Raw genomic sequence first — 24308 nt, 5'->3', positions numbered from 1 at the left:
TATTGTAGGTATTCTTCAATTCAATGCAAACTTACAATCTTAATTTCTTAAAAACAAAGATAAGCCGAAGAAAATAAAAAATATAACATAAATTCACATTAAGAAAGAAACAATAACCAACTTTTACAAACTTATGCCCGAATAGCCCTGTTACAGGCATTTCCGTGCTGATAGGGAGTGCTTACAAATTGCTATCTTTTCTCTTGATTTCCCACAGACAATATCCTGTGCCGCGCTTTGTTCGTTATCACTCATTGATAATTTTGCTGACGGATGCCGATTCTTCTGTGAATTAATTTTACAGATTGGCTGCAGACATTTCTCCTTTCCGTGCAATGGAATGCTCCGTTAGAAAAACTCCGTTTTTTCATCGTTTTCATAAAATCCTCTGTCTTAATGCTTTGCCCTTCCTTCCTTTTTCTCGCTGTGGAAACCTCTCTTCATTCTTCGCACGAATGGGTCGGTTTTGTGCCTCTTTCCGTCATTTCTTTTCTTTTATTATCCTCTGTTTGTCTTCCGTTTAGGATGGATAGGCGTTCCGTTCTTCGCACAAACGCATTCCATTCTTCGCATAGTTGCCTTCCGTTTCTCGTACAGTCGCTGCGCATTCTTCGCACGCTTGCCGGGTGTCATCGGCTTTTCGGTCTTCCCAGCGTATATTTCTTCCTCATTTTTTTCTGTTTCATTGCTCTGCGTTTGTGTGATATTTAGAAAATTATTTTACATTGAGTATCTTCTTTCTGCTTTTCTGTTTCTCTTCTAAAAGTCCGAACTTGTTCCATATCTTACCCTCTCTCAACCTGTTGTTTTATCATCTATGCTTCGCCTGCAACTTTCATTCTGTAACCTCTCATCGTCCTTTCCTTTTGTCTTTGTTGCTTTCCGAATCGAGGTTTCAGGTAATAGAAAATTTCTCTTATAACTAATTTTAACAGAGTCTGCGGATGCTTGTCTATGTAGGGGGCATAATGTTGAATCATTTCCGAGAATGGAAAATATAAAAGAAGAGAGCAAGTCTTCCGACCTGCTCTCCTTTGCATTCACGATACAGATGTACTATCTTGCTTGTCAGCTTGTTCACTCGTAAACTCGTCGCCTTGTGAACTCGTCCACTCGTTTCCTCGTTCCCTTTTAATAATTCGCATTCACGGGATCGAACTCTGTCCAGTTGCTTGCCCAAGCGTCGTTTGCGCCGAAAGCACCCACATAAGCCACCTGACTGAACCAGTTGCCGAGGCCGTTCCAAGCTGCGCCTGTGAGCAATGGGCTGCCTGTGAGCGGCGTATAGCCGTTGCTTGCCACGAGCGTAGACCACGAATCGAAGGTCTTGTTGCCAGTCTGTGCGAGGAAGAACGTGCTTGCGAACGACTTTTTGGAAGCATCGGTAGTCTTGCTGCCGTAGTTGTAAAGCTCGTCCTTGTACACCTTATTATAATCGGAGCCTGTGATGTCCATTCCTGCAAACCAGATGTTCTGCAATTTGAGGCTGCCAGCCGACGCAGCACCCTGCGTGTTGCCCTTCTCGTTGTCGAGAATCAGGCCGATAGGATAGCCCACTGCGAGCGAGTTCACGCAGTTCAGGCGTGTGTTTCTGCGGATGTGCATTGCGCTCTGGTGCTTGCCGAGAGCCGAACCGTTGTTCGGGTTCATCGTGCCGCCGTTGATATAGTCGGTGTTGTTCTGAAAACCTGCATCGAGCTTAGGCCCTACGAAAGTGATGTTTGAGAATGTTGCCGAGGTGTAGGGCGTAACGTCAGAGCCTGAAGCATTGGTAGTCGTTGCGCATATTCATCTGTTCGAGCAGGTAGAGACGGTCTGTGCCGAAGTTCCCGCCGTTGCTCAGCAGCGCAGGGATGTCCATATATCTGAAGTTCTCCGGCATCGTGTTGCTGGAAGCGTTCCAGTTGTAGATGAAGTTGCGTGTGTTGTATTCACGTGTACGGTACTCGCCGTATGCACCCACCTTGAGCGATGGCTCGAAAGAGCCGAAACGGAACTTGTGGAGGTCGTTCACGCCTGCCGAAACGATGTGCTCGTCGAGACGGATTCACTCTCGTGACATGTCGTTTCCTGTGGTCAGGGCGAGCTGCCCGGTCTCGGTGGCGTCGTCGATGAGGTAGCGTCGTCGGTCGGGGATGAGACGGTTGGCGTAGGCGTAGTCCACGTTCCAGTCGAGTTCGTCGTTCGGCAGGGTGTGCTTGCCCGTGATCTGGCCGTTGTAGGTGGTACGGCTGCGGTAGTAGTATTCGGCGGAATGCTCCATATTCGACTGTGCGCTCACGCCCTCACGCCAAGTATAGCGGCTGCTTCCAATCTGGTTTACGATGTTCTTGAACTGGAATTTGTTGAGTCCGTTCGCAGTGAGGAGGGGCAGGTTGAGCATTGCGCCGAGACGCACGTTGTGGTTGTACTGGTCGTCTACGGAGTGCCGGAGATAGTTCTCGCGGTCGTTCTGCGCGTCGTATATGCCGAAGAGATTGTTCTGCATATCCTCGTAGGTACGGTATTCGTTGCTGTAATTTACCATTGCGATCATACCGAGCCGGTGTTCGCCCACGTTCCAGCGGCGGTTCCAGTTTAGCGAGAGCTTCAGGTCGGCTAAAGGAGTGTGCTTCTTCGTTGTCCAGTCGTTGTTCAGCCCGTTTCCGAGCAGGTCGGTTCCGCCGTTCGGGAGGAGGTTCATTCGGGTGCTGATGCCGTTGCCGAGCGAGCGTTTGCCGCCGTCGAAGCCAAGGAAGTCTGTGCCCGAGCCTTTGTAGGAATTGAAATCCTGAAAGGCAGTCTGCGTGTTCCAGTTTCCTCCGAGCATAAGCGACAGTGAGTTCTCGGAAGGAATCTCCTTCGTGTTCACGATGATGAATCCGCCGCTGTAATCGGCAGGGTATTCGGGCGACGGCATCTTGACAATCGTGAGGTTGTCTATCTGCGAACTGGGAATGATGTCGAACGAGAAAGCGCGCGAGTCAGCCTCGGAGCTTGGCACGGCTCCTCCGTTGATCCACACATTGTTATATCGCTGAGAAAGACCGCGCACCATAACGAACTTGTCTTCGATGAGGCTGACGCCCGGCACACGGCGGATTACCTCGCCTGCATTGGAGTCCTGCGTCTTGCTTATCTCCTGTGCCGAGATGTTGCTCACGATGGCGTCGCTGTTCTTCGTTATCTGGATCATTGCCTGTTCGGTGTTGCGCCGTGCAACTGCCGTAACCTGCACTTCCTGAAGCTGTTGGTCGTCCACCTCCATAGCTATCTTCACCACATTGTCAGCTCCTGAAGGTTGCGCCTTTACGCCGTCTATTCTCTTTGTCTTGTAGCCTATGTATCTCACCACGATGGAGTAGGTCTGATTCTCCAGTCCCGTGATGACGAAATCGCCGTCGATGTCGGTAACTGCCAGCGGCTTTCCGTCAGCCGACTCGATGGTGGCTCCGATTACGGGTGCGTTTGTCTTAGCCTCGTAAACGTTGCCTGCAATTTCCTGTGCGTTTGCCTGAATGCTCATCAGCAGTAGCAAGATGATGGCAATAAATCCCCTTTTTTTCTTTTTCATTTTTCTGAGAACTATGTTTGTTTTTACGTCTGCAAAATTAGTGCAGCGTTGTTACAGGAGAGTTGCGAGTGCGTGAAGAAGCATTTACGAATCTGTTGCTTTTCGGTTACAGATTTTATAAAAATGTTACCGTGGTGCTTGGAATCGTTTGCCGTAAGATTTTATTTATTATTGTAAGTGTCATATTATTAGTATTTTACAATGAGTTTGCGTTTGTGCGAAGAATGCGCTGCAATCTTCGCACACTTGCATTGCATTCTTGCGAAGATTGGCGTGCGTTCTTCGCACGTTTGGAAAACGGGAGTGCGGTGGGTGGTGTCGGACGGACTTCAGATTCTGGTTCAGAATGTTAAACGGAAGATTCTCTTGCTGCACGATGTTGCTGTCATAATTGGCTGAAACATATACATATATAAGGTGAGGAAGGAAGAGAGAGCTTTTTTAGGAATGTTAAATAAATGTTTATTCTCCGTGGTTTTAGTACAAAAATTTGGTGGAATGAGAAAAAATGGCTACCTTTGCACTCGCAATTCAGGAATGGGTTTACAACTTGTTTTAGAATTGAATGGTTAATATCGCGGGTTGGAGCAGTTGGTAGCTCGCCAGGCTCATAACCTGGAGGTCGCATGTTCGAGTCTTGCACCCGCAACTAAGGCGTCTGAAACTTCAAAAAGGTTTCAGACGCTGTTTTTTTGTGCTGTTTGGTTTTCTGTTTCTTGTGAGAATGAGTATTGCAGACCGAATATCCAATCGTTTTCATCGGACATCTGTGCCATCCTTGAAGGCTTTGCCTTCTCTGTGTTCGGGAAGGTAGGTGTAAATCTGTGAATCCGAGGAATCTGTGAGAGAGACTTACTATTTTATTCTGAACTCAGGTAGGGAGATAAAAGGGCTTTCGGCAGATAGGCTGCTGCGTCGTTGAATTGTTGGGAATGCTTGTGCGGAAGGCGGAAAACCTTGCTTGGGGAGATAAAAAAATAGGACACCTCAATGAGATGTCCTATTGTGATTCCGGAGGGATTCAAACCCGCAACCTCTTGATCCGTAGTCAAGTGCTCTATTCAGTTGAGCTACGGAACCATTTGAAATGGTCGCAACAGCGAATTACAAGTGATGTATTTCTTAATTGCGAGTGCAAAGGTAATGCTTTTTGGTGTATTGACCAAACATTTCAGCAGTTTTTTTCATCATTTTTTTCTTCCTCGTCGTGCAGAATGGGGAGGGTAATGTGATAATATACTGCAATAAAGCGTGTTAGACAGATTACGAGGAAGGTGGATATGGCGACGGTGGGCAGGCTGAAACCGAGCACGTAGAGTGCCCAATAGATGAATCCGCCTGCGATGCTCGCTATTGCATAGATTTCCTTGTGGAAGATGACGGGCACATTATTTAATATTACGTCGCGGATGACGCCTCCTGCCACACCGGTCATACAGCCCATAACGATCGCCAGCCAGAAGGGATGCCCCAGTTCGAGCGTCTTCTGCATTCCGGCAATGGTGAAGAAGGCAAGGCCGAGCGTGTCGAAGACGAACCAAGCGTTGTCGAGCTGTTTCATTGCCTTGCGGAATGCAACGGTGAGGATGAGTGCGAGGCCGGTAAAGAGGAGGTATCTGATGTCGGTTGTCCAGAAAGGAGCTACGCCGAGAATGAGATCGCGGATGGTTCCGCCGCCGATTGCGACGGCCACGCCGCATACGTATCCTCCGAACCAGTCGAAATGCTTTGCAGCAGCGTGTCTTATTCCTGAGATTGCAAAGGCGAATGTGCCTAAAACTTCCAATACCTGTTGCAGCGTGTGCACAAGTTCCGGGTCGTTGTATATCATCTGTGATTTGTGTTGTGTGTGATTTGACGGGGATACGCACAACAAGGGCGCAGGAGTGCAGACTGGTCTGCGCTTGCAGGACGGATTGCCTGACGGCCGTTCTCCTTGCAGTTCTGTTCTCCCTCGCCTTGTCTGCCTGTATTCAGCTTCTCCTTCAGTCTGTCAGCCGGGTTCTCCGGGGTTGGGTTGAGGCCGAAATCAGTTTACCACGTTCTGTGGATTGCCCTCGATGAATGCCCTGATGTTGTCGGCGCATATACGCATCAGACGCTGACGGGCCTCTACCGTAGCCCAAGCAATGTGCGGCGTGATGTAGGCGTGGGGGTGTTGGAGCAGAGGTGTGTCGGGCTTGGGCGGCTCTTCGGTCATTACGTCGGCGCAGTAGGCGAGCAGATGGCCCGACTCCAAGGCACGGAGCACGGCATCCTCGTCGATGAGCGCACCGCGTCCGGTGTTGATGAGTATGGTGCCGTCGCGCATTTCGGCGAGTGTCTCGTCGTTGATCATCCTGTTGGTCTCGGCCGTCAGCGGGCAGTGGAGCGAAATCACGTCGGAAGTGTTGAAGAGTCCGTTGAGCGTTGTCTTTCTAACCCATTCAGGCAGCGTGCTGCTGCTCTTGCTTGTGAATGCCGAAATGTCCATTCCGAGCGTATGTCCCACGTGTGCCACCTTTGCTCCGATGTTTCCCAGTCCGACGATTCCGAGCGTCTTGCCCGAGAGTTCCATCAGAGGCTCGTCCCAATAGCAGAACGAACGCTGCTTGCTCCATACGCCGCGGCGCGTCTCGTTGGCGTAATAGTCCACACGGTTGGCCACGTTGAGCAGATGGGCGAACACGCTCTGCGCCACGCTGTCGGTGCTGTAAGCAGGGATATTCGTAACGATGATGCCCTTTTCGCGTGCGGCCACGGTGTCGATGTTGTTGTAGCCCGTGGCAAGTTCGCCGATATACTTCAGTTTCGGCAGTTGGCTGATGATTTCGCGTGTGATGTTTATCTTGTTGATGAGCAGAATTTCAGCATCCTTCGCTCTTTCAATGATTTCGTCTTCCGACGAGAAGTCGTAGAGCTTGAACTCTCCGAGTGCTTCTACTTCTTCCCAAGAGATGTCTCCGGGATTGGCTGCATAGCCGTCTAAATCTACTATTTTCATTGTTCTTCATTTTTAAAACGCTCTCCCCAGCACTGCACCATCCACTGGTAGTGCCTTTCCTCCTGCGGAGAATGCTGGGCAAACCAGAAACGGCCGTCGGCGAGGGCGTCAGGTAAGTATTGTTGTTCGGTGAAGTGCCCGGGATAGTCGTGGGGATATTTGTATCCGTCGCTGTATCCGAGGGACGACATCAGTTGGGTGGGTGCGTTGCGAAGGTGCAGTGGAACGGGAAGGTTGCCGCTCCGGCGCACTTCCTGCAAGGCTGCGTCGATGCCCAGATAGGCAGAATTGCTCTTGGGCGACACGGCAAGGTAAACGGCAGCTTCGGCGAGTGGGATGCGTCCTTCGGGCCAGCCTATCTTGGTTACGGCATCGAAGGCAGCGTTGGCAAGCAGAAGGGCGTTGGGATTGGCCAGGCCGATGTCCTCGGCCGCGCTGATCACGAGCCGTCGGGCAATGAATTTCGGATCTTCGCCGCCCTCTATCATCCGTGCCATCCAGTAGAGTGCCGCATCGGGGTCGCTCCCCCGGATGGATTTGATGAATGCCGATATGATGTCGTAGTGCATCTCGCCGTCCTTGTCGTAGGCAAGGGGATTCTGCTGAAGGTGGTTTTCCACCAGTTCGTCGGTTATCGCGAGGGGCGTGTCGGTGGTTGAGCTGACGAGCAGCTCCAGAATGTTGAGCAGTTTGCGCGCGTCGCCGCCGCTGTAGCGCAGTATCGCGCCGGTTTCCTTCAGCTCGATGCGGCGTTCTTTCAGGTAGGAATCGTTCCCGATCGCCGAGTGCAGCAGGTCGAGCAGCTCGTCTTTCTCCAGACTGTTGAGCACGTAGACCTGACAGCGCGACAGCAACGGGCGTATTACCTCGAAGGAAGGGTTCTCCGTCGTTGCTCCGATGAGCGTAACCGTCCCTTTCTCCACGGCTCCGAGGAGCGAGTCCTGCTGCGATTTGGAGAACCGGTGGATTTCGTCGATGAAGAGAATGGGCGAGTTGGCACTGAAGAACCGGTTGCTCCGGGCACGTTCTATCACGTCGCGCACGTCCTTCACGCCGCTCGTTATCGCCGAGAGCGTGTAGAAAGGAGTCTCCAGCTTGTTGGCGATAATCTGTGCCAGCGTGGTCTTGCCCACACCCGGAGGCCCCCAGAGAATGAAGGACGAGATGCGGCCGGAGTCCACCATATTCCTCAGCACGGCACCCTTGCCGACCAGATGCTTCTGGCCGACATACTCATCGAGCGTGCGGGGTCTCATTCTCTCTGCGAGTGGTTCCATCTGTACTGCTTGTAAATTAGTAATCTGTACGTATTGCCTGAGTTCGGGAATCGGTAAAGGCACATCCTCAAAACTTCACTTCAATCTTTAAGAACCTGCCTGAACGTTACGTAATGCAAAGATACTAAAACTATTCCGTAAAAGAAGGTAATGCGTTTGTTTTTTTCCGACGATGCTTTTTTTCTGTAAAATGTTTGGAAGTTAAGACAATTGTACTTAATTTTGCATCGTTTTCCGAATCAGAATTTCGGCAGACGACATAAAAAGTTAGAACTGGAAAGTATATGAAGAAGCAAGGACAAGGACTATCTTTGAAGAATTTGACAAAGAGCAATGTATGGGAAGTGCAGGAAAATGATATTTTCCGTTTGTGGGCGCAGGCCGAGCGCGATGCCGACCTCAGGGATAACGAACGCAGATATATCGAAATCATAAAGAGTGCCTTTACCATTGAGGAAGTGAAGATAGACAAGCCCGAGGTAATAAAGAAATACGAAGACAGAGGTTGCAAGGTGGGTCAGGTGCGCCTGAACGACAGCACCGTTACGAAATGGGCGATCAAGAAGAAGCCCATCGTGCGCATTACCGACCTCACGAAAGACAATATCCACCACATTTCGGCCCAGAAGCTCGTGGAAGTGCTGGAACGCAACTTCGGAGGTGGCTGGGAGAGTCTGCCACGCAATGTTCAGGATATTATTCAGAGTGCTTTCGATGTGTCCACTACCACGCTGCCTACTGAACGCCTGAAGAAGTCCGGCGGCTTGTACGACAAGAAAACGGCAGACGGATACGAGGTGCTCGAAATCGTAAAGGGCACTTGGACAGAGGCTATCTTCGTGAAGGAGAAGCCACAGATAGACCATTCAGCATTCGACGACGAGCCTGACGATGAGGAACTGATGAAGATTCAGAAGGTGCTGCTCGACGACGACGGCGAACTTGACGACCTCCCGGACGACGACGAACGCGACCGTGATGACGATGACGACGACGATTTCGATGAGGACAAACTCACGGAAGAAAGTTACAGAACCACATTCGACACCAATCCTGACGACCTCGACATACAGCCAGGGGATGTATCGGATGAAGATGATTTCTAAAATCTGGATCAAGACGATAAGTCTGAAATAATAAAAAAAGGCAGAATGCCCTCAAAGCGAAACAGCTTTGAGGGCATTTTTGATATGATTTGTTAGTGTTTGATAATTTACTGATAATCAAATATTTAAGAATTAATTTCCATTCTTGCGAAGAATGCAGTCCAATCTTCGCAAGAATGCGCTGCAAGTGTGCGAAGAATGTTTTGCATTTATCGGACATTTGAAAATCGTCGTTGTTTGCCTGCGTGAAAAGGTGGTTTTTCTGCTGAACGGAGAGGGTGGATTTCTATCGAAACGGAGGCTTTAACCAACATTAACTACCTGTGAGTAACAAATGTTACCTTCCGCGGAAACGCAAAGAAATATCTTTGCACCCATAAAAATATTACAAGCATTAAAATACAAAGATATTATGGCAGAAAACAAAATGTTTTGTTTCCAGTGTCAGGAAACAGCTAAGGGCACAGGATGCACCATTCAGGGAGTTTGCGGAAAGAAGGCGGACACGAGCCGATGGCAGGACTTGCTGCTCGGAGTAACCCGTGGAATCGGTGCGATTGCCGACGCATTGCGCAGCGCAGGCGTGGCTACGGACCGGAAAGTGGGCGACTACATAGTGGAATCTCTCTTCATCACGATTACCAATGCAAACTTTGACGATCAGGCTATACTGAACAAGGTGGACGAAGGCGTTGCCCTGAAGAAGGAACTGCTCGCACTCGCTGCCGCAAACGGTGTGGCATTGCCTGATTATCAGGAAGTAAAATGGAGTGGGGAAAAGGCTGACTACGAGGCTGAAGGCTATCGCACGGGCGTTATGCGCACCGAGAACGAAGACCTCCGTTCGCTGAAGGAACTCACCGTGCTCGGTCTGAAGGGTATGGCTGCCTACTATGAGCACGCCGCACGTCTCGATAAGCGAAACGACGAAATCATTGCATTCATAGAGAAGGCACTCTCCGTTGTGTCCGATCCCGACGCCGATATGGACACGCTGCTGAACACCGTTCTCGAAACCGGCAAGTATGGCGTTGATGTGATGGCCCTGCTCGACGGCGCAAACACGTCGGCCTACGGCAATCCGGAGCTTACAAAGGTGAACATCGGCGTGGGCAGGAATCCGGGCATCCTGATTTCGGGCCACGACCTCCGCGACATTGAGCAGCTTCTGGAGCAGACCGAGGGCACCGGCGTGGACGTATATACGCACGGCGAAATGCTTCCGGCTCACTACTATCCACAGTTGAAGAAGTACAAGCACCTCGTAGGCAACTACGGCAACGCTTGGTGGAAGCAGAAGGAAGAATTCGCAACGTTCAACGGTCCGATTGTTTTCACCACGAACTGCATCGTTCCTCCGGCTCCAAATGCCAACTATGCCGACCGTGTATATACCACCAACGCCGCAGGTTTCCCGGGATGGAAGCACGTAAAGGCCGATGCCGACGGCCGGAAGGACTTCTCTGCCATCATAGAACAGGCTAAAACCTGTCAGCCTCCTACTGCCATTGAGCAGGGAGAAATCGTTGGAGGATTTGCCCACGCACAGGTATTTGCCCTTGCCGACAAGGTGGTTGAGGCCGTGAAGACCGGTGCCATCCGTAAGTTCATCGTGATGAGTGGCTGCGACGGTCGTCAGAAGAGCCGCAACTACTACACGGAGTTTGCAGAACAGTTGCCGAAGGACACCGTAATCCTCACGAGCGGCTGTGCGAAATTCAAGTACAACAAGCTGAATCTCGGCGACATCAACGGCATTCCACGCGTGCTCGATGCCGGACAGTGCAACGACTCATACTCTTGGGCGGTAGTTGCGCTGAAGCTGAAGGAAATCTTCGGCGCAAACGACATCAACGAACTTCCTATTGAGTTCAATATTGCTTGGTACGAGCAGAAGGCTGTCATCGTTCTTCTCGCCCTGCTGCATCTCGGCATCAAGAATATCCATATCGGTCCCACGCTCCCTGCCTTCGTTTCTCCCGGCGTGCTGAACGTACTGGTAGAGAACTTCGGTCTCGGCGGCATCACAACTGTTGAGGAAGACCTCAAGAAGATGGTGGGATAAAGCCAACGCTCAAGAATGGGAAACGGAAGATGGGAGATGGGAAATGTGAAAAGGAAAATGTGAAAAGGAAAATGTGAGAAGAGAGATAGTCTCTCAAGCTGTTGTCTTAACTCCCTCTAACTCCTTTCACTTCTTTAACTCCATAAAAATGGAAAGCCCTGAAAATCGAGCCGTTGTCCTCACTCCCTTTAACTTCCTTAACTCCTGAAAACCTCTTCCCCTCTTCTCTCCTTAACTCCTGAATCCCCCGATTTTTTGAAACGGAAAAGGTCTTTGCAGCAATGCAAAGACCTTTATATATATGTATAGATGAAAGATTAATGTATTTCCTATTGCGAAATAAATATAAGATTTATGCAGTAAAATAAATTCTTTTTTTCTTTTAGTGCAATATCCGTAAAAAGCAAACGCTCCATACATCAGAATGAATGTATGGAGCGTTGTGATATTTTTGTGTCGTTGCCGTGCTTTTGGCAAAATTATTTTCTTTGTTTAGTTGGATAGAATAAACAGCAAGCCAGTCCCTTAGTTGTATCTTTCCAAGTAGTCTTTTAGCCGTAAAGCCTGTGATTTTGTAATCTTGACGAACTGGATATGCTTTTTTAAAGTTTCAATTCCGTATTCATCGATTATCTTTCCTAATGATACATTAAGAAATATTGAAGGCAGGGAACTCACTTCTTCCATATTTGCCGTTACTTTTTCACCTTTGTTGATGGCTTTTATAAGCATTTCGTAAAGCACCTTTCCGGCATCAGGCAGGTTGCCTTTGGTGTTTAACACCTCGTTAATATTAATAGTACACATAATATAATGTATTAATGCTATATTTAAGTTTCATTTTTTCGTATAATTCTCAATATTATACTTAAAGTTCAAATTCTTCAAGGATTTCCTCTTCCTCCATTTTTGACAGGTCTACCTCGAAATAAACCAGTGTTCCCGGAAAACAGGCATCTGTTTCATACGCTTTTCTGCTTTCTTCATTTGCATAAAGCAATGCATTCCCGCTATAAATTCTTGCGGTATCCGCACAGGAGAGTATGTTGTCCAGCCCTTTCCCCTTGTTTCTGTCGGTGGATCCTACTGTGAAGTTGTTTTCAATGGCTTTCAGCAAGGCATCAGTGTCTTTTACTATCGTTGCATCGAAATTCCTCACAGATTTTGTAATGCCTATTCCAAAGTCTGCAATAGCAGCTCGCAGTGTCTTATTTTCTTTGTCATACATAATGAGCGAAAAGGCATTGTTGTTTGCTGAAGCGTGGTCGAAGACGTTATAGAAAGCCTCTACCAGACTCAGGTGTACGGCACTCAAGTCCTTATCTCGGAAGTAAGTGTTCTTAAAGTACTTTTCTATGTTTATTGCGTATGAATCCTTTTCAGAATCAATTATTCTCCAGAGGTTAAATACATTGTCAGACTCTTGTGCTTCAACGTGCTGCTGCCCTCCTTTCCAATAGGCTGAGAAGTTTAAATCATTGTAGATGTAATTGTCTACACTATGATTATTATAGTATAAATGCGCTTGCCAACCTTTGTCGGTAAGATGTTGTATCAGACACGCCAATGTAACGAGGTGCATTGGAGTCAGTTTTGATTTTACAACAGAATTATTAAATGAAATATATACTTTTCTTTTATTTCCCGAAGTATTATATTTCAAATGCGATTCCACAATCAATTTTAGCCATTGTGCCCTGTCTGTGGTATCAAATTCTATGATATTCTGTTTTATCATAAGAAAATTTTATTAACCACAAAGTTAGTAATAAATATTTATTACCATTCTATTTTTCTATCATTTTTAACTTTTATGCTGATTAGACGGGTAATATTCGCAAAAGCAAACGCTCCATACATTCGTATTGATGTATGGAGCGTTGTGGTGTTTGCGTGTCGCTGCCGTGCCTGTGCCGGCAGTCGGGCGTTAGTTCTTTTTCAGAATGCGCTTTGCACAGTCGGCAAGCGTTACTACCGCACCTGCCAGAATACAGGTGTCCTTGATGACGAGTCGGCCTGCACCGGAGAGCAACGGGAATCCGTGCTCGCCGCTTCCTAAGTCGGGCACCCAGCATTCGGGCGTCGTTACGAGGAAGGAGAGCGTCCCGAGCGTCATAATGAACACCAGTCCGGAGCCTACGAAACCTACCTTCGGCCACCAGATGCCCAAGAAGGCAAGCACACCGAAAGTAACGATGGCTGCACCCAAGCCCTTTGAGAATACGTATGTGTTGTTGTCCTCGTGCCATTCGTGCTTCTTCACGTCAAACTCGCCTTCCTTCAGCTTATAGTCCTTATATTCAGGAGCTTCCTTGCTGTAAAAGAAACTCATAAACGGACTGTTGGCAACGAAGGGAACGATGCCTTCGGCCTCATAGTTGAAAACTTTCAGACCGCCAATCCATACGAAAATCACGAGGATGGCTACACGGATGAGGTGGACGCCGATACCGGAGAGAGAAGCCGAAAAACGCAGCACCCAGTCTACTAAAGCTGATAATTGTTTGATCATAATTCTTGTTCTATTTTTGTTTATATTATGCAAGAGGGTTATCCTTAATGTTCCTCTTTTAGTTTCCACGTGCAAATATAATGTAATAATTACAATTACCAATCGTCAGCCTCCTGAATTTAACATTTTGAAGTGTTTTTTCTAATCAATATGCAAAAAACAGTTGGAGAATGGGTAAGCAAGAGCTTGCAAGACATAAGGCGACAGGTAAAGCTGCTTAATAGGTAAATAGTCGTCCTTTAAGAAATCCACTTCATCGAGAAGTTAGATGAGAATAACTTTTTGTGATTAAACTGTCATTTCAGGCTTCCAAAGCACGATTTGCAACTGACCGAAGAATGGCGCACAATCTTCGCAAGATTGCAATGCGTTTTTGCGAAGAATGGATTGCATTCTTCGCAAAATTGAAAACGGATATAATAACGATTGATTTTCAGATATTTACAAATCATAAAATACTTATCTGTCAGTCGATTTGTAATGATTATTCAGGATTATCCAAAACGCAGAACAATATTGCTCTTTTTGCGCTTTTCACTTTCCCGAACGACTAAAGGGAAACATTTGTTACCACTTTTAGGCCCGTCTGCCCAATGGCACTGAATTTGCACATTGCATTGTGATCAACAACAATTATAACACAATAATTATATATATGGAAAAGTTTGAGAAAGGAAAAGTTTTTAATATGAGCAACGTGATTGACTATGCCGAAGACGGAGTAATCAGCAAGGAAATCATCCACAACAATGCAGGCAGCGTAACGCTCTTCAGTTTCGATGCAGGTCAGGGACTTTCAGAGCATTTCGCTCCGTTCGATGCGCTCCTGTCCGTGTTCGACGGCGAAATGGAACTTACCGTAGAAGGCATTGTTTACAACATTAAACAAGGCGAAAGCTATGTTATTCCCAGTGGTGCACGCCATTCCGTCAAGGCCAATCAGCCCTTCAAGATGACGATTACAATGATTCGGGGCAACGAATAGGTATCAGACTTCGGATTATCTCCAAGTTCAGAGATGAAAGTTCACAGACGGACAGACTGCAGGGGGTACAGGGAATTTGTAAAGACTGAGAAACAGGAAAAGCGCAATGCCAAATATGGTATGACATTGCGCTTCTCTGTGCGTCGTTCCGTCTTCTGTATTCCGAGTTCGTACTTATCCGAACTCGGTTTTCTGTCTTTTCCGCTTTTTTATTTCCTACTCTTCCTTCGTAGGATAAATAAGGTTCTCGTCCGTGATTCGGTTCAGCACTTCGTCGAGATACTTTCTCGCCTCCCATTTTGCCATCGGGAGGTCGTGGAGCAGATAGTTTCCGCAGTCCTTCGGCTGTGCACCGGGTATCTCGCCCTCGAAGTCGGCAACAAACTCAAAGGTCTTTCGCATCAGGCTCACGATGTCCGACGACTGCAAATCGCCGCGGAGGATAAGGTAATTGCCCGTCAGGCAGCCCATCGGTCCCCAGTAGATCACGCTGTCTTTCCATTCCCCGTCGTTGCGGAGATAGGTGGCAGCCAGATGCTCTATGGCGTGCAGCGCACCGATGTGCAGCGCAGGCTCACGGTTCGGCTCTTTCATACGAATGTCGAAAGTGGTTATCACTTCGCCGCCCACGCTGTCTTGCCGGCTCACATAGATGCCACGCTTCAGCTTGAGGTGGTCGATGGTAAACGAAGGTATCTTGTCCATATCTTAAAAAATCTTTGTCTGTATGTTTAAATCTCAAAATCGGGGTGCGGCTCTCCTTTCAATTCGGAGGAGGGATGTTATAAGGACTGAATGAAGTGCCTTGTAACCTCGAAACTTCCTTCTGCCGCGCGGCTCCAGAAGTCGTAATACTGGCTGGCATTGGTGTCTTTCAGGGGCACGTCGCTGATGACACGGAACGACACGAAAGGCACATTGTAGATGTGGCAGACCTGCGCAATGGAGCAGCTTTCCATATCAACGGCCGTGGCGTCGGGGAATTTGTCCATAATAGACTGCATCTTTTCCTTGCGGTTCACGAACCATTCGCCGCTGACGGTAAGTCCGGCCCTCACATTCATCTTTATATCTGCCTCGCTATTATTCAGCAAGAGTGCCTTTTCTATGAGTTCCCGGGAGGCTTTGTAGCGTGCCGGCATTCCCATAATCTGTCCGAACTGCTGCTCGTCGCCACAGTAAGCGTCGTGGTAGACACACTCTTCCGCCACCACCACGTCGAGCATTTCGAGACTTGTGTCGGCACCTCCGGCACAACCGCTCGAAATAATCAGGTCGGGCTGATAATTATTGATCATTTCCACCGCGCCGACGGCAGAATTTACCTTGCCGATGCCGCACTTCTGCAATACGATTTCCTTCCCGCCGATCTGTCCAAGCACGAAGTCCTTGTGGTTGCGGTGCTCCGCAACGGCGTTGTCAAGAATGGACCTGAGTTGTGCGAACTCCTTGTCCATCGCTACGATGATTCCTATTTTCATAATGCAAAGGTACGAAAAAGTTGATATTACTAAGTTGTAAGTTGCGAGTTTTTTGTAACTTTGCACACATATTTAATATAAATAAAACAAACAGAAATGAATGCTTTCAAGAAATGTCTGCCTGACGTACTAGTCATTGTACTCTTTGCAGCAATCTCCTTTGCCTATTTCTTCAAGCCCGTTACCGAAGGGAAGATTCTCTTCCGACACGATTCCGAGGCTGCCGTGGGACTGGGACAGGAACAGAAGGAGTATAGCGAACGCACGGGCGAAACCACCCGATGGACAAACGCCGTGTTCGGAGGTATGCCCACCTATCAGCTTGCCCCTTCCTACGATTCTACGGACGGGCTGTCGGGCGTGATGACGGCCTACCACCTTTGGCTGCCCACCAACGTCTGGTTCGTCTTTGCCTATCTGTTGGGCTTCTACATCCTGCTGCGCGCCTTCGATTTCCGTGCCTCGCTGGCAGCTCTGGGCAGTATTATATGGGCATTCTCGTCCTATTTCCTGATAATCATCGCCGCCGGACACATCTGGAAGGTTATGGCTCTCGCCTATCTGCCCCCGATGATAGCCGGAGTGGTGCTTGCCTATCGGGGGAAATACCTTTGGGGATTCGTGGTAACGGCTATTTTCACGGCTTTTGAAGTGAAGGCGAACCACGTGCAGATGACTTATTACTATCTGTTCATCGTGCTCTTTATGGTTGTTGCCTATCTCGTGCAGGCTGTCCGTGAGAAGCAGCTTCCCCATTTCCTCAAGGCTTCGGGCGTGCTGCTCGTGGCGGGAGCCATAGGTGTGGGCATCAACATTTCCAATCTCTACCATACTTGGGAATATCAGAAGGAAAGTATGCGCGGGAAGAGCGAGCTGAAGAAGGCAGACAGTGCCAACCAGACTTCCTCGGGACTGGAGCGCGACTACATAACACAATGGAGCTACGGCGTGGACGAGACGCTGACGCTGCTCGTGCCCAATGCAAAGGGTGGCGCAAGCATGCCGCTGAGTATGAACTCGTCGGCAATGGACAAGGCAAACAGCGACGTGATGAACGCCCTGCCGCAGATATATGAAAGTCTGCCACAGTATTTCGGCTCGCAGCCGGGCACCAGCGGTCCCGTATATGTAGGTGCTTTCGTGCTCTTCCTCTTCGTTCTGGGCATCTTCATCGTGAAGAGTCCGCTCAAATGGGCATTGCTGGCAGCCACGCTGCTTTCCGTTCTGCTCTCTTGGGGACGCAACTTTATGGGATTCACAGACTTCTTCCTCGACTACGTGCCGATGTATGCCAAGTTCCGAACCGTGGCAAGCATCCTCGTCATCGCCGAATTTACGATACCGCTGCTTGCAATGCTCGCATTGAAAGAGATTGTGGACAACCGTGAAGTGCTCACGAGGAAGATTCGATACGTCTACGTGAGCCTTGCGCTTACTGCCGGCGTGGCACTGATAATGGCTTTGATTCCGAATATGATGGGTCCGTTCGTGAGCAACGAGGAAATACAGACCATTTCCGGCATTCCGGGAATGACGGCAGAGTTTCAGAACACGCTGACAACCAGTCTCTCCACGATGCGTGCGGCAATGGTGAGCGCGGATGCTTGGCGTTCGTTCGTCATCATCATCATCGGAGTGGGAATGCTGCTATTCTTCAAGGCGCAGAAATTCAGACCGGTGTATCTCGTTGCAGGCCTCAGCGTCCTCTGTCTCATCGACCTCTGGCAGGTGGACAAGCGTTATCTGAACGATGATATGTTTGTGCCGAAGAGCGTCCGCGACGAGGGTTTTCAGGCTTCTCAGACCGACCAGATGATTCTTCAGGACAAATCGCTGAACTATCGTGTGCTGAATTTCTCGTCGGGAGCGTTCAATGAGAACAACACTTCCTACTTCCACAAGAGCATAGGCGGCTATCATCCGGCAAAACTGCGCCGCTATCAGGAAATGATAGACAAGTACATCGCTCCCGAAATGAATGCCGCGATGCAGGAAATATCTGCAAAGGGCGGAAATATGGCGGAAGTGGACGGCGACAAGGCGTTCCCGGTGCTCAATATGCTGAACGCTAAATACTTCATCGTGCCACTTCAGGGTGGTCAGACGATGCCTGTTACCAATATTTACGCACAGGGCAACGGATGGTTTGTAGACAGAATCACCTACGTGGACGATGCAAACGCAGAATACGATCAGGTTGGAAAAATCAGCGTGCGCCACGAAGCCGTGGCAGACAAGCAATTTGAAGCCGTTCTCGGACAGACGCAGACCAACGATTCTTCGGCAATCGTGAAGCTCGACAAGTATGAACCGAACCGTCTTGAATACACCGTAAGCTCCGCAAAGGGCGGCATCGTGGTGTTCTCTGAAATATACTATCCGGGTTGGACGGCCACCATAGACGGTCAGCCGGCGGAATTGGGAAGGGCAAACTACATTCTGCGTGCGCTGAACGTGAAGCCGGGACAGCACAAGGTGGTGCTCGACTTCCACCCAACAAGTATCGACAAGACCGAAACCGTGGCATACGCAGCCATTGCCATCCTCATTCTGGCTGTTCTCGCAATAGTCTTTATGGAATGGAAGAAGCGCAGACAGAAGAGCGAATAGCTTGACCGGAAAACGAGCGAACGAGAAAACGCACCGGTCGGAATCTACCGACAGCCAGCAACGCACGTCTCCCTGTTCGCTCGTTTCCTCCTATTCAGCTCTCATATCCCTTTATCCAACCAACACACCAATCAAAGAATATGAAGAATTTTCTTGACCTCTGCAACGAACGCTTCGCAGCACGCAAGTTTACCGACGAGCCTGTGAGCGACGAGGATTTGCACTATCTGATGGAATCCATCCGTCTCGCGCCGTCGGCAGCCAATCGTCAGCCGTGGCGTTTTCTTATCGTAAGGTCCGAAGAGGCAAAACGGAAACTGCGCGAGTGCTATGCCGGGCAGTGGTTTCAGTCGGTACCTATATATATAATAGGTATGAAGAACGAATCAACGTGCTGGGTGCGCAAGGAAGACGGCAAGCCACACGCCGACATCGACCTTGCCATTGCCACCGAACATTTCTGTCTGGCAGCCGCTGAACGTGGTCTGGGCACTTGCTGGGTGTGCCATTACGACCCTGTTAAGCTCCGCGAGCATTTCTCCGAAGAAGGGTTCGAGGCCGTAGTCATCGTTCCTTTCGGACATCTTGCAGCCGACTGCCCACGAAAGGAAAAGGAACGCAAGGCGAGCGAAGAGATTTTTAAGGAAATGTGAAACGTGAGATGGGAGATGGGAAATGGAAAATGTGAAAACTTTCTGCCATCCGAACCATTGTCTTAACTCCCTTTTACTCCCTTCACTCCTTAAACTCCCAGATGTTTTTATGATTTTTACGCTGAAATTTTACATTACTGACAAGAAAACGGGGTTGTTACAAAATTTAACGCTATAAGTTTGAAATTTTTTCAGATTAAGTCTATCTTTGTAGCGTTAAATAAGAATTAATAAAATTATATACAAGAACATTATGAAAAAGTATGAATGCGAGACTTGTGGATACGTTTACGATCCAGAAGTAGGAGATCCAGACGGAGGTGTCGCTCCGGGTACAGCTTTTGAAGATATTCCAGATGATTGGGTATGCCCACTTTGCGGTGTTGGCAAGGACGACTTCGTGGTTGTTGAAGAATAATCATCGGCGTGAGGATAATCGAGGATATGGGCGACCATATCCTTTTTTGTTTTATTGAAGATGCGTCGGATACGGACGGCAGCGCAGGCGGAGAGTTTGGGTTCGAGGAACAATTATGGGGAATTGCAGCGTTGCGCACCGTCTTTTTTGCAATAGGTTGAGCCATTGTCGATAAAAACAATTATCTTTGCAATTTAAAAGCTATTATATTTTACGGAATGTTGGAAGTAAAGATTAAGGATTCAGCCTTGCGGGCTGCTGCCGAAACAGGCGAAGACGCATTTGTGCAGGTTTTTGTTGATGCCATCAGCGATGCCGTCGGTGGTGTGCTGACGCAGGAGAATATGCAGCAGCTCAGTCCCGACCAGATAACGCTGCTCGGTTGGAGCTATCTGCACGAGGAAGTGATGGACGGCGGATATATCCAGTTGATTCATAACGGCTTCGGTGCATTCATCTTCAGGAATCCGTTTGCCGCTGCGATGCGCAACTGGGGGCTGACGGAGTTGTATTTTCACATTCGCCGTGCCAAGAAGGCATACGACAGGTATCACGAAAGGATAGAGGAGGAAATGTCGGATGACGACTTTATGGCTCTCTACGAGCAGATGCCCGAGTTCGACAATTCGGACGACGAATTCATCGTGAACGAGGAGGAATGGACGGGTATGGTGGCTGAGTACATCGACAATCATATCGAAGACTTTGTAATTGTTGAAAATGAATAAGGAAGAACAGGAAATAAGAAAGAAGTCGCCGGTGCAGATACGCAACAAGAAGGCTTCCTTTGAATATTATTTTATAGATACGTTCACTGCCGGCATCGTGCTCACGGGTACGGAAATCAAGTCCATCCGTGCCGGCAAGGCTTCGTTGGTGGATACGTTTTGCATCATCAACAAGGGCGAGATATGGGTGCAGGGAATGAACATCTCTCCCTATTTCTACGGTTCGTATTCCAATCACGAGGCAAAGCGTATGCGCAAGCTCCTCCTGAGCAAGCGCGAGATACGCCGTCTGGAGGAAGACGCGAAGACGCCGGGCTACACCATCGTGCCGACGCTCGTGTTCATAGACGGCAACGGAAGGGCGAAGGTGGACATTGCGCTGTGCCGTGGTAAGAAGGAATACGACAAGCGGCAGACGCTGAAGGAAAAGGAGGACAGAAGAGAGATGGACAGGGCGATGAAGAGGTACTGATGTGTGCTTCGGATTATCGCAGAATGCGCTCTTGAAATTATTTTAAGAGGGAGGATGAAGCCGATGTTTCGCAGCGAGTGCTGTTGATGAGAACGGTGGATTCTTGCTCCTTTCGGTTTTCGTGGCACACGGAGGAGGACGGCTCTAAAATAGCGTTAATTCCTTTGCCGTGAACAGAATAAATATTACTTTTGCATAAAAGTTAATCAAGTAACAGATGATATTGAAGAAAAAGAGGTGGCACTGTCTTTCTGGACAAGAGCCTACCGAAATGGATTTGAAGATAATGGCCTTCGAGAAGAAAGGCAAGTTGGTTCCGACACGCAACCTTATCAAGACTCCTGAACAGATAGAGGGAATCCGTAGGGCAGGTGTTGTGAATACAGGCTGCCTTGATGCTGTTGCCAACGCAATACACGTGGGGATGAACACACAGGAGATTGACGATATCTGTATGCAGTACTGCAAGGACCACAATGCCACTCCGGCGTGCCTTAACTACGAGGGCTATCCCAAGAGTGTGTGTACGAGCATCAACGAGGTGGTGTGCCACGGTATTCCGAAGAAGGAAGATGTGCTTCAGGAGGGCGACATCATCAACGTGGATATGACCTGCATCGTGGACGGCTACTATGCCGATGCAAGCCGAATGTTCATCATCGGGAAGACTTCTCCCGAGAAGGAAAAGCTCGTTCGTGTGGCGAAGGAGTGTCTGGAGATAGGTGCCGAGGCGGCGAAGCCGTATTCTTTCGTAGGCGACATCGGACACGCTGTGCAGAAGCACGCCGAAAAGCACGGCTACGGCGTTGTGCGCGACCTGTGCGGGCACGGAGTGGGGCTGGATTTCCACGAAGAACCCGAGGTAACCCACTTTGGCTACCGGGGCACGGGTATGCTGCTCGTGCCGGGAATGGTGTTCACCATCGAGCCGATGATCAATCAGGGCACGTGGAAAGTGTTTCTCGATGCCGACGACCCATACGGTTGGGAAATCATCACGGGCGACGAACTTCCCTCCGCGCAGTGGGAGCATACGTTCGTGATGACCGAGCACGGTGTGGAGATTCTTACATATTAGGAACGAGGAAAGCGATCAGATGGAAAATCAGGATATATATATATTAGGTATAGAAAGCAGTTGCGACGACACGAGTGCGGCTGTCTTGAGGAATGGTGTCATCCTGAGCAATGTTACGGCGTCGCAGGATGTGCACAAGGCATACGGAGGAGTGGTTCCCGAACTGGCATCGCGTGCGCATCAGCAGAACGTCGTGCCGGTGGTGGATCAGGCCATCAAGCGTGCGGGCATCACTAAGGAACAGTTGTCGGCCGTAGCCTTCACACGCGGTCCGGGCCTGATGGGCAGCCTGTTGGTGGGCGTGAGCTTTGCAAAGGGCTTTGCGCGTTCGCTCGGTATTCCCCTGATCGACGTGAACCACTTGCAGGGACACGTGTTGGCACACTTCATAAAGGAGAGCGACGACGACAGCAGTATGCCTCCGTTCCCGTTCATCTGCCTGCTGGTGTCGGGAGGCAACTCGCAGATTGTCAAGGTAAATGCCTACAACGATATGGAAGTGATGGGACAGACCATCGACGACGCTGCCGGAGAGGCCATCGACAAGTGCTCCAAAGTGATGGGACTGGGCTATCCGGGCGGCCCCATCATCGACAGACTGGCACGTCAGGGAAACCCCAAGGCCTATAAGTTTGCCGAACCGAATGTGCCGGGTTACGACTATTCTTTCTCGGGGTTGAAGACCTCTTTCCTCTACAATCTGCGTGAATGGATCAAGGATGAGCCGGATTTCATCGAGAACCATAAGGAGGATTTGGCGGCAAGTCTTGAGTTCACGATAGTGGACATTCTTATGAAGAAGCTCCGTAAGGCCGTGAAAGACACCGGCATCAGGCACGTTGCCGTGGCAGGCGGCGTTTCTGCCAACAATGGTTTGCGCAACTCCTTCCAAGAGCACGCAGCCAAGTACGGCTGGACTATCTACATTCCGAAGTTCAGCTATACCACGGACAATGCGGCAATGATTGCGAGTGTGGGCACATTCAAGTATCGGGACAGGAAGTTTGGCTCGATAGATATGCCCGCATTCAGCAAGGTAACATTTGAATAATCTGCCGAAAGGCTAAAAACAATTACAGATGGAATTTGAAAGCAAGATTATTTCCCGCCAGATCGGCGACTTATTATACGCATCAGGCTTTACACTCGGTACGGCTGAAAGCTGCACCGGAGGCCGGATCAGTCAGGCTGTCATCGCCATTCCCGGCTCTTCCAACTATTTCAAGGGAGGCGTAGTGGCTTATACCGATGAGGCTAAGGAGCAGATTCTGGGCGTCTCTGCACAGACCTTGGCGGAGAAAACGGCTGTCAGCGAGGAAACTGCACGCGAGATGGTGGAGGGAGCGTTGAAAACCCTGAACGTTGATTTCGCCATTTCGGCAACAGGCATCGCGGGGCCGGGCGGCGGAACACCGGAAACTCCGGTGGGAATGATATGGATTGGCTACGGCAACAGGGACGAAGTGCGAACTTTCAAGCTCACGGAAAACTTCGGACGCGACATCAACCTCGCCATTGCCACCAACAAGGCAATGCGCTTAATGCTTGATTTTCTGACAGAAAAGCTGCCCAAGGACGTATAAAATCACAAAAAAGATTAATTGCACTGATTATCTTGCAGATTCTTTTGCTTGTTTAGATTTTTTTTGTAATTTTGCACCCTGTTTGGAATAGGAATCAATTAACGAATTACAAAACTTAACGATAGAGATGTCTAAGATTTGTCAAATCACAGGAAAGAAGGCACAGCGAGGTAATAATGTGTCTCACTCAAAGCATCGCACAAAGCGCAGCTTTGACGTAAACCTCTTCAGCAAGAAGTTCTACTATGTAGAAGAGTCTTGTTGGATTTCTTTGAAGATTAGTGCTGCTGGTCTTCGTCTCATTAATAAGGTTGGCTTGGATCAGGCTTTGAAGCAGGCAGTTTCAAAGGGCTATGTCGACTGGAAGGATATTAAAGTTATAGGAGAGTAATATAATGGCAAAGAAAGCTAAAGGAAATAGAGTTCAGGTTATTCTTGAATGCACTGAAATGAAGAGTAGCGGTCTGCCAGGTACAAGCCGTTATATAACAACAAAGAATCGCAAGAATACTGCTGAGCGTCTTGAGCTCAAGAAGTACAATCCGATTCTGAAGAAGATGACTCTTCACAAGGAGATTAAGTAAGCACGTTTATAACAAGTTAATAGTTAAAAACAATTAGACTATGGCAAAGAAAGCGGTCGCTACCCTTCGTGAAGGTTCTACGGATGGTCGCGCATACACAAAGGTAATCAAGATGGTTAAGAGCCCTAAGACGGGTGCTTACGTCTTTGATGAGCAGATGGTTCCTAACGAGGCTGTTAAGGACTTCTTTAAGGATTAATATTCTTATTACAAGATAGAA

General features: G+C 48.9%; 27 protein-coding genes and 2 tRNA genes. 16 read left to right on the top strand and 13 right to left on the bottom strand.

From position 1 onward, the window contains the following. Positions 1–498: 498 nt before the first annotated feature. The 4 genes from P150_RS18105 to P150_RS15855 form a co-directional block, all read right to left on the bottom strand. Positions 499–633, bottom strand: a complete 135-nt coding sequence (locus P150_RS18105; RefSeq protein ID WP_255327167.1) for a hypothetical protein — start codon at positions 631–633, stop codon at positions 499–501. A 498-nt stretch (positions 634–1131) separates the two neighbouring features. After that, a complete protein-coding gene (locus tag P150_RS15860; RefSeq protein WP_051617527.1) occupies positions 1132–1650 on the bottom strand; it encodes a hypothetical protein in 519 nt (172 codons plus the stop codon). Between the two features lie 103 nt (positions 1651–1753). Next, entirely contained in the window at positions 1754–2014 is a 261-nt protein-coding gene (locus P150_RS17915) for a hypothetical protein (protein WP_051617525.1), read from the bottom strand. 33 nt (positions 2015–2047) lie between these two features. Then, positions 2048–3553, bottom strand: a complete 1506-nt coding sequence (locus P150_RS15855) for a TonB-dependent receptor (protein WP_051617524.1) — start codon at positions 3551–3553, stop codon at positions 2048–2050. 576 nt (positions 3554–4129) lie between these two features. Here P150_RS15855 and P150_RS0103645 point away from each other — a divergent pair. Further along, positions 4130–4202 (top strand) — tRNA-Met (locus P150_RS0103645). A 357-nt stretch (positions 4203–4559) separates the two neighbouring features. Here P150_RS0103645 and P150_RS0103640 read toward each other — a convergent pair. The 4 genes from P150_RS0103640 to P150_RS0103625 form a co-directional block, all read right to left on the bottom strand. Further along, positions 4560–4633, bottom strand: a tRNA-Arg gene (locus tag P150_RS0103640). A gap of 91 nt (positions 4634–4724) precedes the next feature. Beyond that, complete coding sequence (locus P150_RS0103635) at positions 4725–5384, bottom strand: trimeric intracellular cation channel family protein (RefSeq protein WP_028896522.1); 660 nt, start codon at positions 5382–5384, stop codon at positions 4725–4727. A 198-nt stretch (positions 5385–5582) separates the two neighbouring features. Then, a complete protein-coding gene (locus tag P150_RS0103630; RefSeq protein ID WP_028896521.1) occupies positions 5583–6536 on the bottom strand; it encodes a D-2-hydroxyacid dehydrogenase in 954 nt (317 codons plus the stop codon). Beyond that, entirely contained in the window at positions 6533–7813 is a 1281-nt protein-coding gene (locus tag P150_RS0103625) for a replication-associated recombination protein A (RefSeq protein WP_028896520.1), read from the bottom strand. Before P150_RS0103625 ends, P150_RS0103630 begins: the two co-directional genes overlap by 4 nt. A 284-nt stretch (positions 7814–8097) precedes the next feature. Here P150_RS0103625 and P150_RS0103620 point away from each other — a divergent pair, with 284 nt between their 5' ends. Continuing rightward, entirely contained in the window at positions 8098–8919 is an 822-nt protein-coding gene (locus P150_RS0103620; protein WP_028896519.1) for a hypothetical protein, read from the top strand. Between the two features lie 412 nt (positions 8920–9331). Next, positions 9332–10984, top strand: a complete 1653-nt coding sequence (hcp, locus tag P150_RS0103615) for a hydroxylamine reductase (protein WP_028896518.1) — start codon at positions 9332–9334, stop codon at positions 10982–10984. Between the two features lie 525 nt (positions 10985–11509). On the opposite strand, the gene P150_RS0103610 is transcribed toward hcp, so the two are convergent. The 3 genes from P150_RS0103610 to P150_RS0103600 all read right to left on the bottom strand — a co-directional run bounded on the left by P150_RS0103610 (position 11510) and on the right by P150_RS0103600 (position 13496). After that, a complete protein-coding gene (locus P150_RS0103610; RefSeq protein ID WP_028896517.1) occupies positions 11510–11791 on the bottom strand; it encodes an STAS-like domain-containing protein in 282 nt (93 codons plus the stop codon). Positions 11792–11852: 61 nt separating this feature from the next. Continuing rightward, positions 11853–12722, bottom strand: a complete 870-nt coding sequence (locus tag P150_RS0103605; protein WP_028896516.1) for a hypothetical protein — start codon at positions 12720–12722, stop codon at positions 11853–11855. Positions 12723–12911: 189 nt separating this feature from the next. Next, on the bottom strand, positions 12912–13496 hold the full coding sequence (locus tag P150_RS0103600) for a DUF417 family protein (protein WP_036932033.1): 585 nt from the start codon (positions 13494–13496) through the stop codon (positions 12912–12914). 655 nt (positions 13497–14151) lie between these two features. Here P150_RS0103600 and P150_RS0103590 point away from each other — a divergent pair. Beyond that, a complete protein-coding gene (locus P150_RS0103590; RefSeq protein WP_028896513.1) occupies positions 14152–14481 on the top strand; it encodes a cupin domain-containing protein in 330 nt (109 codons plus the stop codon). 216 nt (positions 14482–14697) lie between these two features. Here P150_RS0103590 and P150_RS0103585 read toward each other — a convergent pair whose 3' ends face one another. Both P150_RS0103585 and P150_RS0103580 read right to left on the bottom strand, forming a co-directional pair. After that, a complete protein-coding gene (locus P150_RS0103585) occupies positions 14698–15186 on the bottom strand; it encodes an S-ribosylhomocysteine lyase (RefSeq protein ID WP_028896512.1) in 489 nt (162 codons plus the stop codon). Between the two features lie 77 nt (positions 15187–15263). Next, positions 15264–15962, bottom strand: a complete 699-nt coding sequence (locus tag P150_RS0103580) for a 5'-methylthioadenosine/adenosylhomocysteine nucleosidase (protein ID WP_028896511.1) — start codon at positions 15960–15962, stop codon at positions 15264–15266. A 96-nt stretch (positions 15963–16058) separates the two neighbouring features. Here P150_RS0103580 and P150_RS0103575 point away from each other — a divergent pair, with 96 nt between their 5' ends. From P150_RS0103575 to P150_RS17040, 12 genes are all read left to right on the top strand, one after another. Beyond that, positions 16059–18572 (top strand): YfhO family protein, encoded by a 2514-nt coding sequence (locus P150_RS0103575; RefSeq protein ID WP_028896510.1) that lies wholly within the window; start codon positions 16059–16061, stop codon positions 18570–18572. Between the two features lie 140 nt (positions 18573–18712). After that, positions 18713–19225 carry a nitroreductase family protein gene (locus P150_RS0103570; protein ID WP_036932031.1) on the top strand — a complete coding sequence of 171 codons (513 nt, stop codon included), beginning with the start codon at positions 18713–18715 and terminating at the stop codon, positions 19223–19225. A 253-nt stretch (positions 19226–19478) separates the two neighbouring features. Next, positions 19479–19643: a rubredoxin gene (gene rd / locus P150_RS17045; RefSeq protein WP_081819271.1), complete on the top strand. Its 165-nt coding sequence runs from the start codon at positions 19479–19481 to the stop codon at positions 19641–19643. An 8-nt stretch (positions 19644–19651) separates the two neighbouring features. Beyond that, positions 19652–19804 carry a hypothetical protein gene (locus tag P150_RS17780; protein WP_197018036.1) on the top strand — a complete coding sequence of 51 codons (153 nt, stop codon included), beginning with the start codon at positions 19652–19654 and terminating at the stop codon, positions 19802–19804. A 57-nt stretch (positions 19805–19861) separates the two neighbouring features. After that, positions 19862–20371 carry a DMP19 family protein gene (locus P150_RS0103555; protein WP_028896508.1) on the top strand — a complete coding sequence of 170 codons (510 nt, stop codon included), beginning with the start codon at positions 19862–19864 and terminating at the stop codon, positions 20369–20371. Then, on the top strand, positions 20364–20843 hold the full coding sequence (smpB, locus tag P150_RS0103550) for an SsrA-binding protein SmpB (RefSeq protein ID WP_028896507.1): 480 nt from the start codon (positions 20364–20366) through the stop codon (positions 20841–20843). Before P150_RS0103555 ends, smpB begins: the two co-directional genes overlap by 8 nt. Before the next feature lie 217 nt (positions 20844–21060). Continuing rightward, positions 21061–21921, top strand: coding sequence for a type I methionyl aminopeptidase (gene map / locus P150_RS0103545; protein WP_028896506.1), 861 nt, complete (start codon positions 21061–21063; stop codon positions 21919–21921). Between the two features lie 19 nt (positions 21922–21940). Continuing rightward, positions 21941–22972, top strand: a complete 1032-nt coding sequence (tsaD, locus tag P150_RS0103540; RefSeq protein ID WP_028896505.1) for a tRNA (adenosine(37)-N6)-threonylcarbamoyltransferase complex transferase subunit TsaD — start codon at positions 21941–21943, stop codon at positions 22970–22972. A 28-nt stretch (positions 22973–23000) separates the two neighbouring features. After that, entirely contained in the window at positions 23001–23504 is a 504-nt protein-coding gene (locus P150_RS0103535) for a CinA family protein (protein WP_028896504.1), read from the top strand. A 127-nt stretch (positions 23505–23631) separates the two neighbouring features. Continuing rightward, the gene (gene rpmB, locus P150_RS0103530) at positions 23632–23895 is read left to right on the top strand and encodes a 50S ribosomal protein L28 (protein WP_028896503.1); all 264 of its coding nucleotides are present in this window, start codon (positions 23632–23634) and stop codon (positions 23893–23895) included. A 4-nt stretch (positions 23896–23899) separates the two neighbouring features. Then, the gene (rpmG, locus tag P150_RS0103525; RefSeq protein ID WP_004364424.1) at positions 23900–24088 is read left to right on the top strand and encodes a 50S ribosomal protein L33; all 189 of its coding nucleotides are present in this window, start codon (positions 23900–23902) and stop codon (positions 24086–24088) included. Between the two features lie 40 nt (positions 24089–24128). Then, complete coding sequence (locus P150_RS17040; protein ID WP_081819270.1) at positions 24129–24287, top strand: DUF4295 domain-containing protein; 159 nt, start codon at positions 24129–24131, stop codon at positions 24285–24287. The last annotated feature ends 21 nt before the right edge of the window (positions 24288–24308 follow it).

The organism is Prevotella sp. HUN102 (genome assembly GCF_000688375.1).
In the GTDB taxonomy this organism is placed as follows: domain Bacteria; phylum Bacteroidota; class Bacteroidia; order Bacteroidales; family Bacteroidaceae; genus Prevotella.
The sequence above is the reverse complement of the archived record's forward strand: the minus strand, read 5'-3'. Positions and strand labels throughout refer to the sequence as shown.

Bases quoted from the DNA above. Each gene is read 5' to 3' on its own strand.
- P150_RS18105 (WP_255327167.1), bottom strand. From the start codon at position 633: ATGACACCCGGCAAGCGTGCGAAGAATGCGCAGCGACTGTACGAGAAA.
- P150_RS15860 (WP_051617527.1), bottom strand. From the start codon at position 1,650: ATGAACCCGAACAACGGTTCGGCTCTCGGCAAGCACCAGAGCGCAATG.
- P150_RS15855 (WP_051617524.1), bottom strand. From the start codon at position 3,553: ATGAAAAAGAAAAAAAGGGGATTTATTGCCATCATCTTGCTACTGCTG.
- P150_RS0103635 (WP_028896522.1), bottom strand. From the start codon at position 5,384: ATGATATACAACGACCCGGAACTTGTGCACACGCTGCAACAGGTATTG.
- P150_RS0103630 (WP_028896521.1), bottom strand. From the start codon at position 6,536: ATGAAAATAGTAGATTTAGACGGCTATGCAGCCAATCCCGGAGACATC.
- P150_RS0103625 (WP_028896520.1), bottom strand. From the start codon at position 7,813: ATGGAACCACTCGCAGAGAGAATGAGACCCCGCACGCTCGATGAGTAT.
- P150_RS0103620 (WP_028896519.1), top strand. From the start codon at position 8,098: ATGAAGAAGCAAGGACAAGGACTATCTTTGAAGAATTTGACAAAGAGC.
- hcp (WP_028896518.1), top strand. From the start codon at position 9,332: ATGGCAGAAAACAAAATGTTTTGTTTCCAGTGTCAGGAAACAGCTAAG.
- P150_RS0103610 (WP_028896517.1), bottom strand. From the start codon at position 11,791: ATGTGTACTATTAATATTAACGAGGTGTTAAACACCAAAGGCAACCTG.
- P150_RS0103605 (WP_028896516.1), bottom strand. From the start codon at position 12,722: ATGATAAAACAGAATATCATAGAATTTGATACCACAGACAGGGCACAA.
- P150_RS0103600 (WP_036932033.1), bottom strand. From the start codon at position 13,496: ATGATCAAACAATTATCAGCTTTAGTAGACTGGGTGCTGCGTTTTTCG.
- P150_RS0103590 (WP_028896513.1), top strand. From the start codon at position 14,152: ATGGAAAAGTTTGAGAAAGGAAAAGTTTTTAATATGAGCAACGTGATT.
- P150_RS0103585 (WP_028896512.1), bottom strand. From the start codon at position 15,186: ATGGACAAGATACCTTCGTTTACCATCGACCACCTCAAGCTGAAGCGT.
- P150_RS0103580 (WP_028896511.1), bottom strand. From the start codon at position 15,962: ATGAAAATAGGAATCATCGTAGCGATGGACAAGGAGTTCGCACAACTC.
- P150_RS0103575 (WP_028896510.1), top strand. From the start codon at position 16,059: ATGAATGCTTTCAAGAAATGTCTGCCTGACGTACTAGTCATTGTACTC.
- P150_RS0103570 (WP_036932031.1), top strand. From the start codon at position 18,713: ATGAAGAATTTTCTTGACCTCTGCAACGAACGCTTCGCAGCACGCAAG.
- rd (WP_081819271.1), top strand. From the start codon at position 19,479: ATGAAAAAGTATGAATGCGAGACTTGTGGATACGTTTACGATCCAGAA.
- P150_RS0103555 (WP_028896508.1), top strand. From the start codon at position 19,862: ATGTTGGAAGTAAAGATTAAGGATTCAGCCTTGCGGGCTGCTGCCGAA.
- smpB (WP_028896507.1), top strand. From the start codon at position 20,364: ATGAATAAGGAAGAACAGGAAATAAGAAAGAAGTCGCCGGTGCAGATA.
- map (WP_028896506.1), top strand. From the start codon at position 21,061: ATGATATTGAAGAAAAAGAGGTGGCACTGTCTTTCTGGACAAGAGCCT.
- tsaD (WP_028896505.1), top strand. From the start codon at position 21,941: ATGGAAAATCAGGATATATATATATTAGGTATAGAAAGCAGTTGCGAC.
- P150_RS0103535 (WP_028896504.1), top strand. From the start codon at position 23,001: ATGGAATTTGAAAGCAAGATTATTTCCCGCCAGATCGGCGACTTATTA.
- rpmB (WP_028896503.1), top strand. From the start codon at position 23,632: ATGTCTAAGATTTGTCAAATCACAGGAAAGAAGGCACAGCGAGGTAAT.
- rpmG (WP_004364424.1), top strand. From the start codon at position 23,900: ATGGCAAAGAAAGCTAAAGGAAATAGAGTTCAGGTTATTCTTGAATGC.
- P150_RS17040 (WP_081819270.1), top strand. From the start codon at position 24,129: ATGGCAAAGAAAGCGGTCGCTACCCTTCGTGAAGGTTCTACGGATGGT.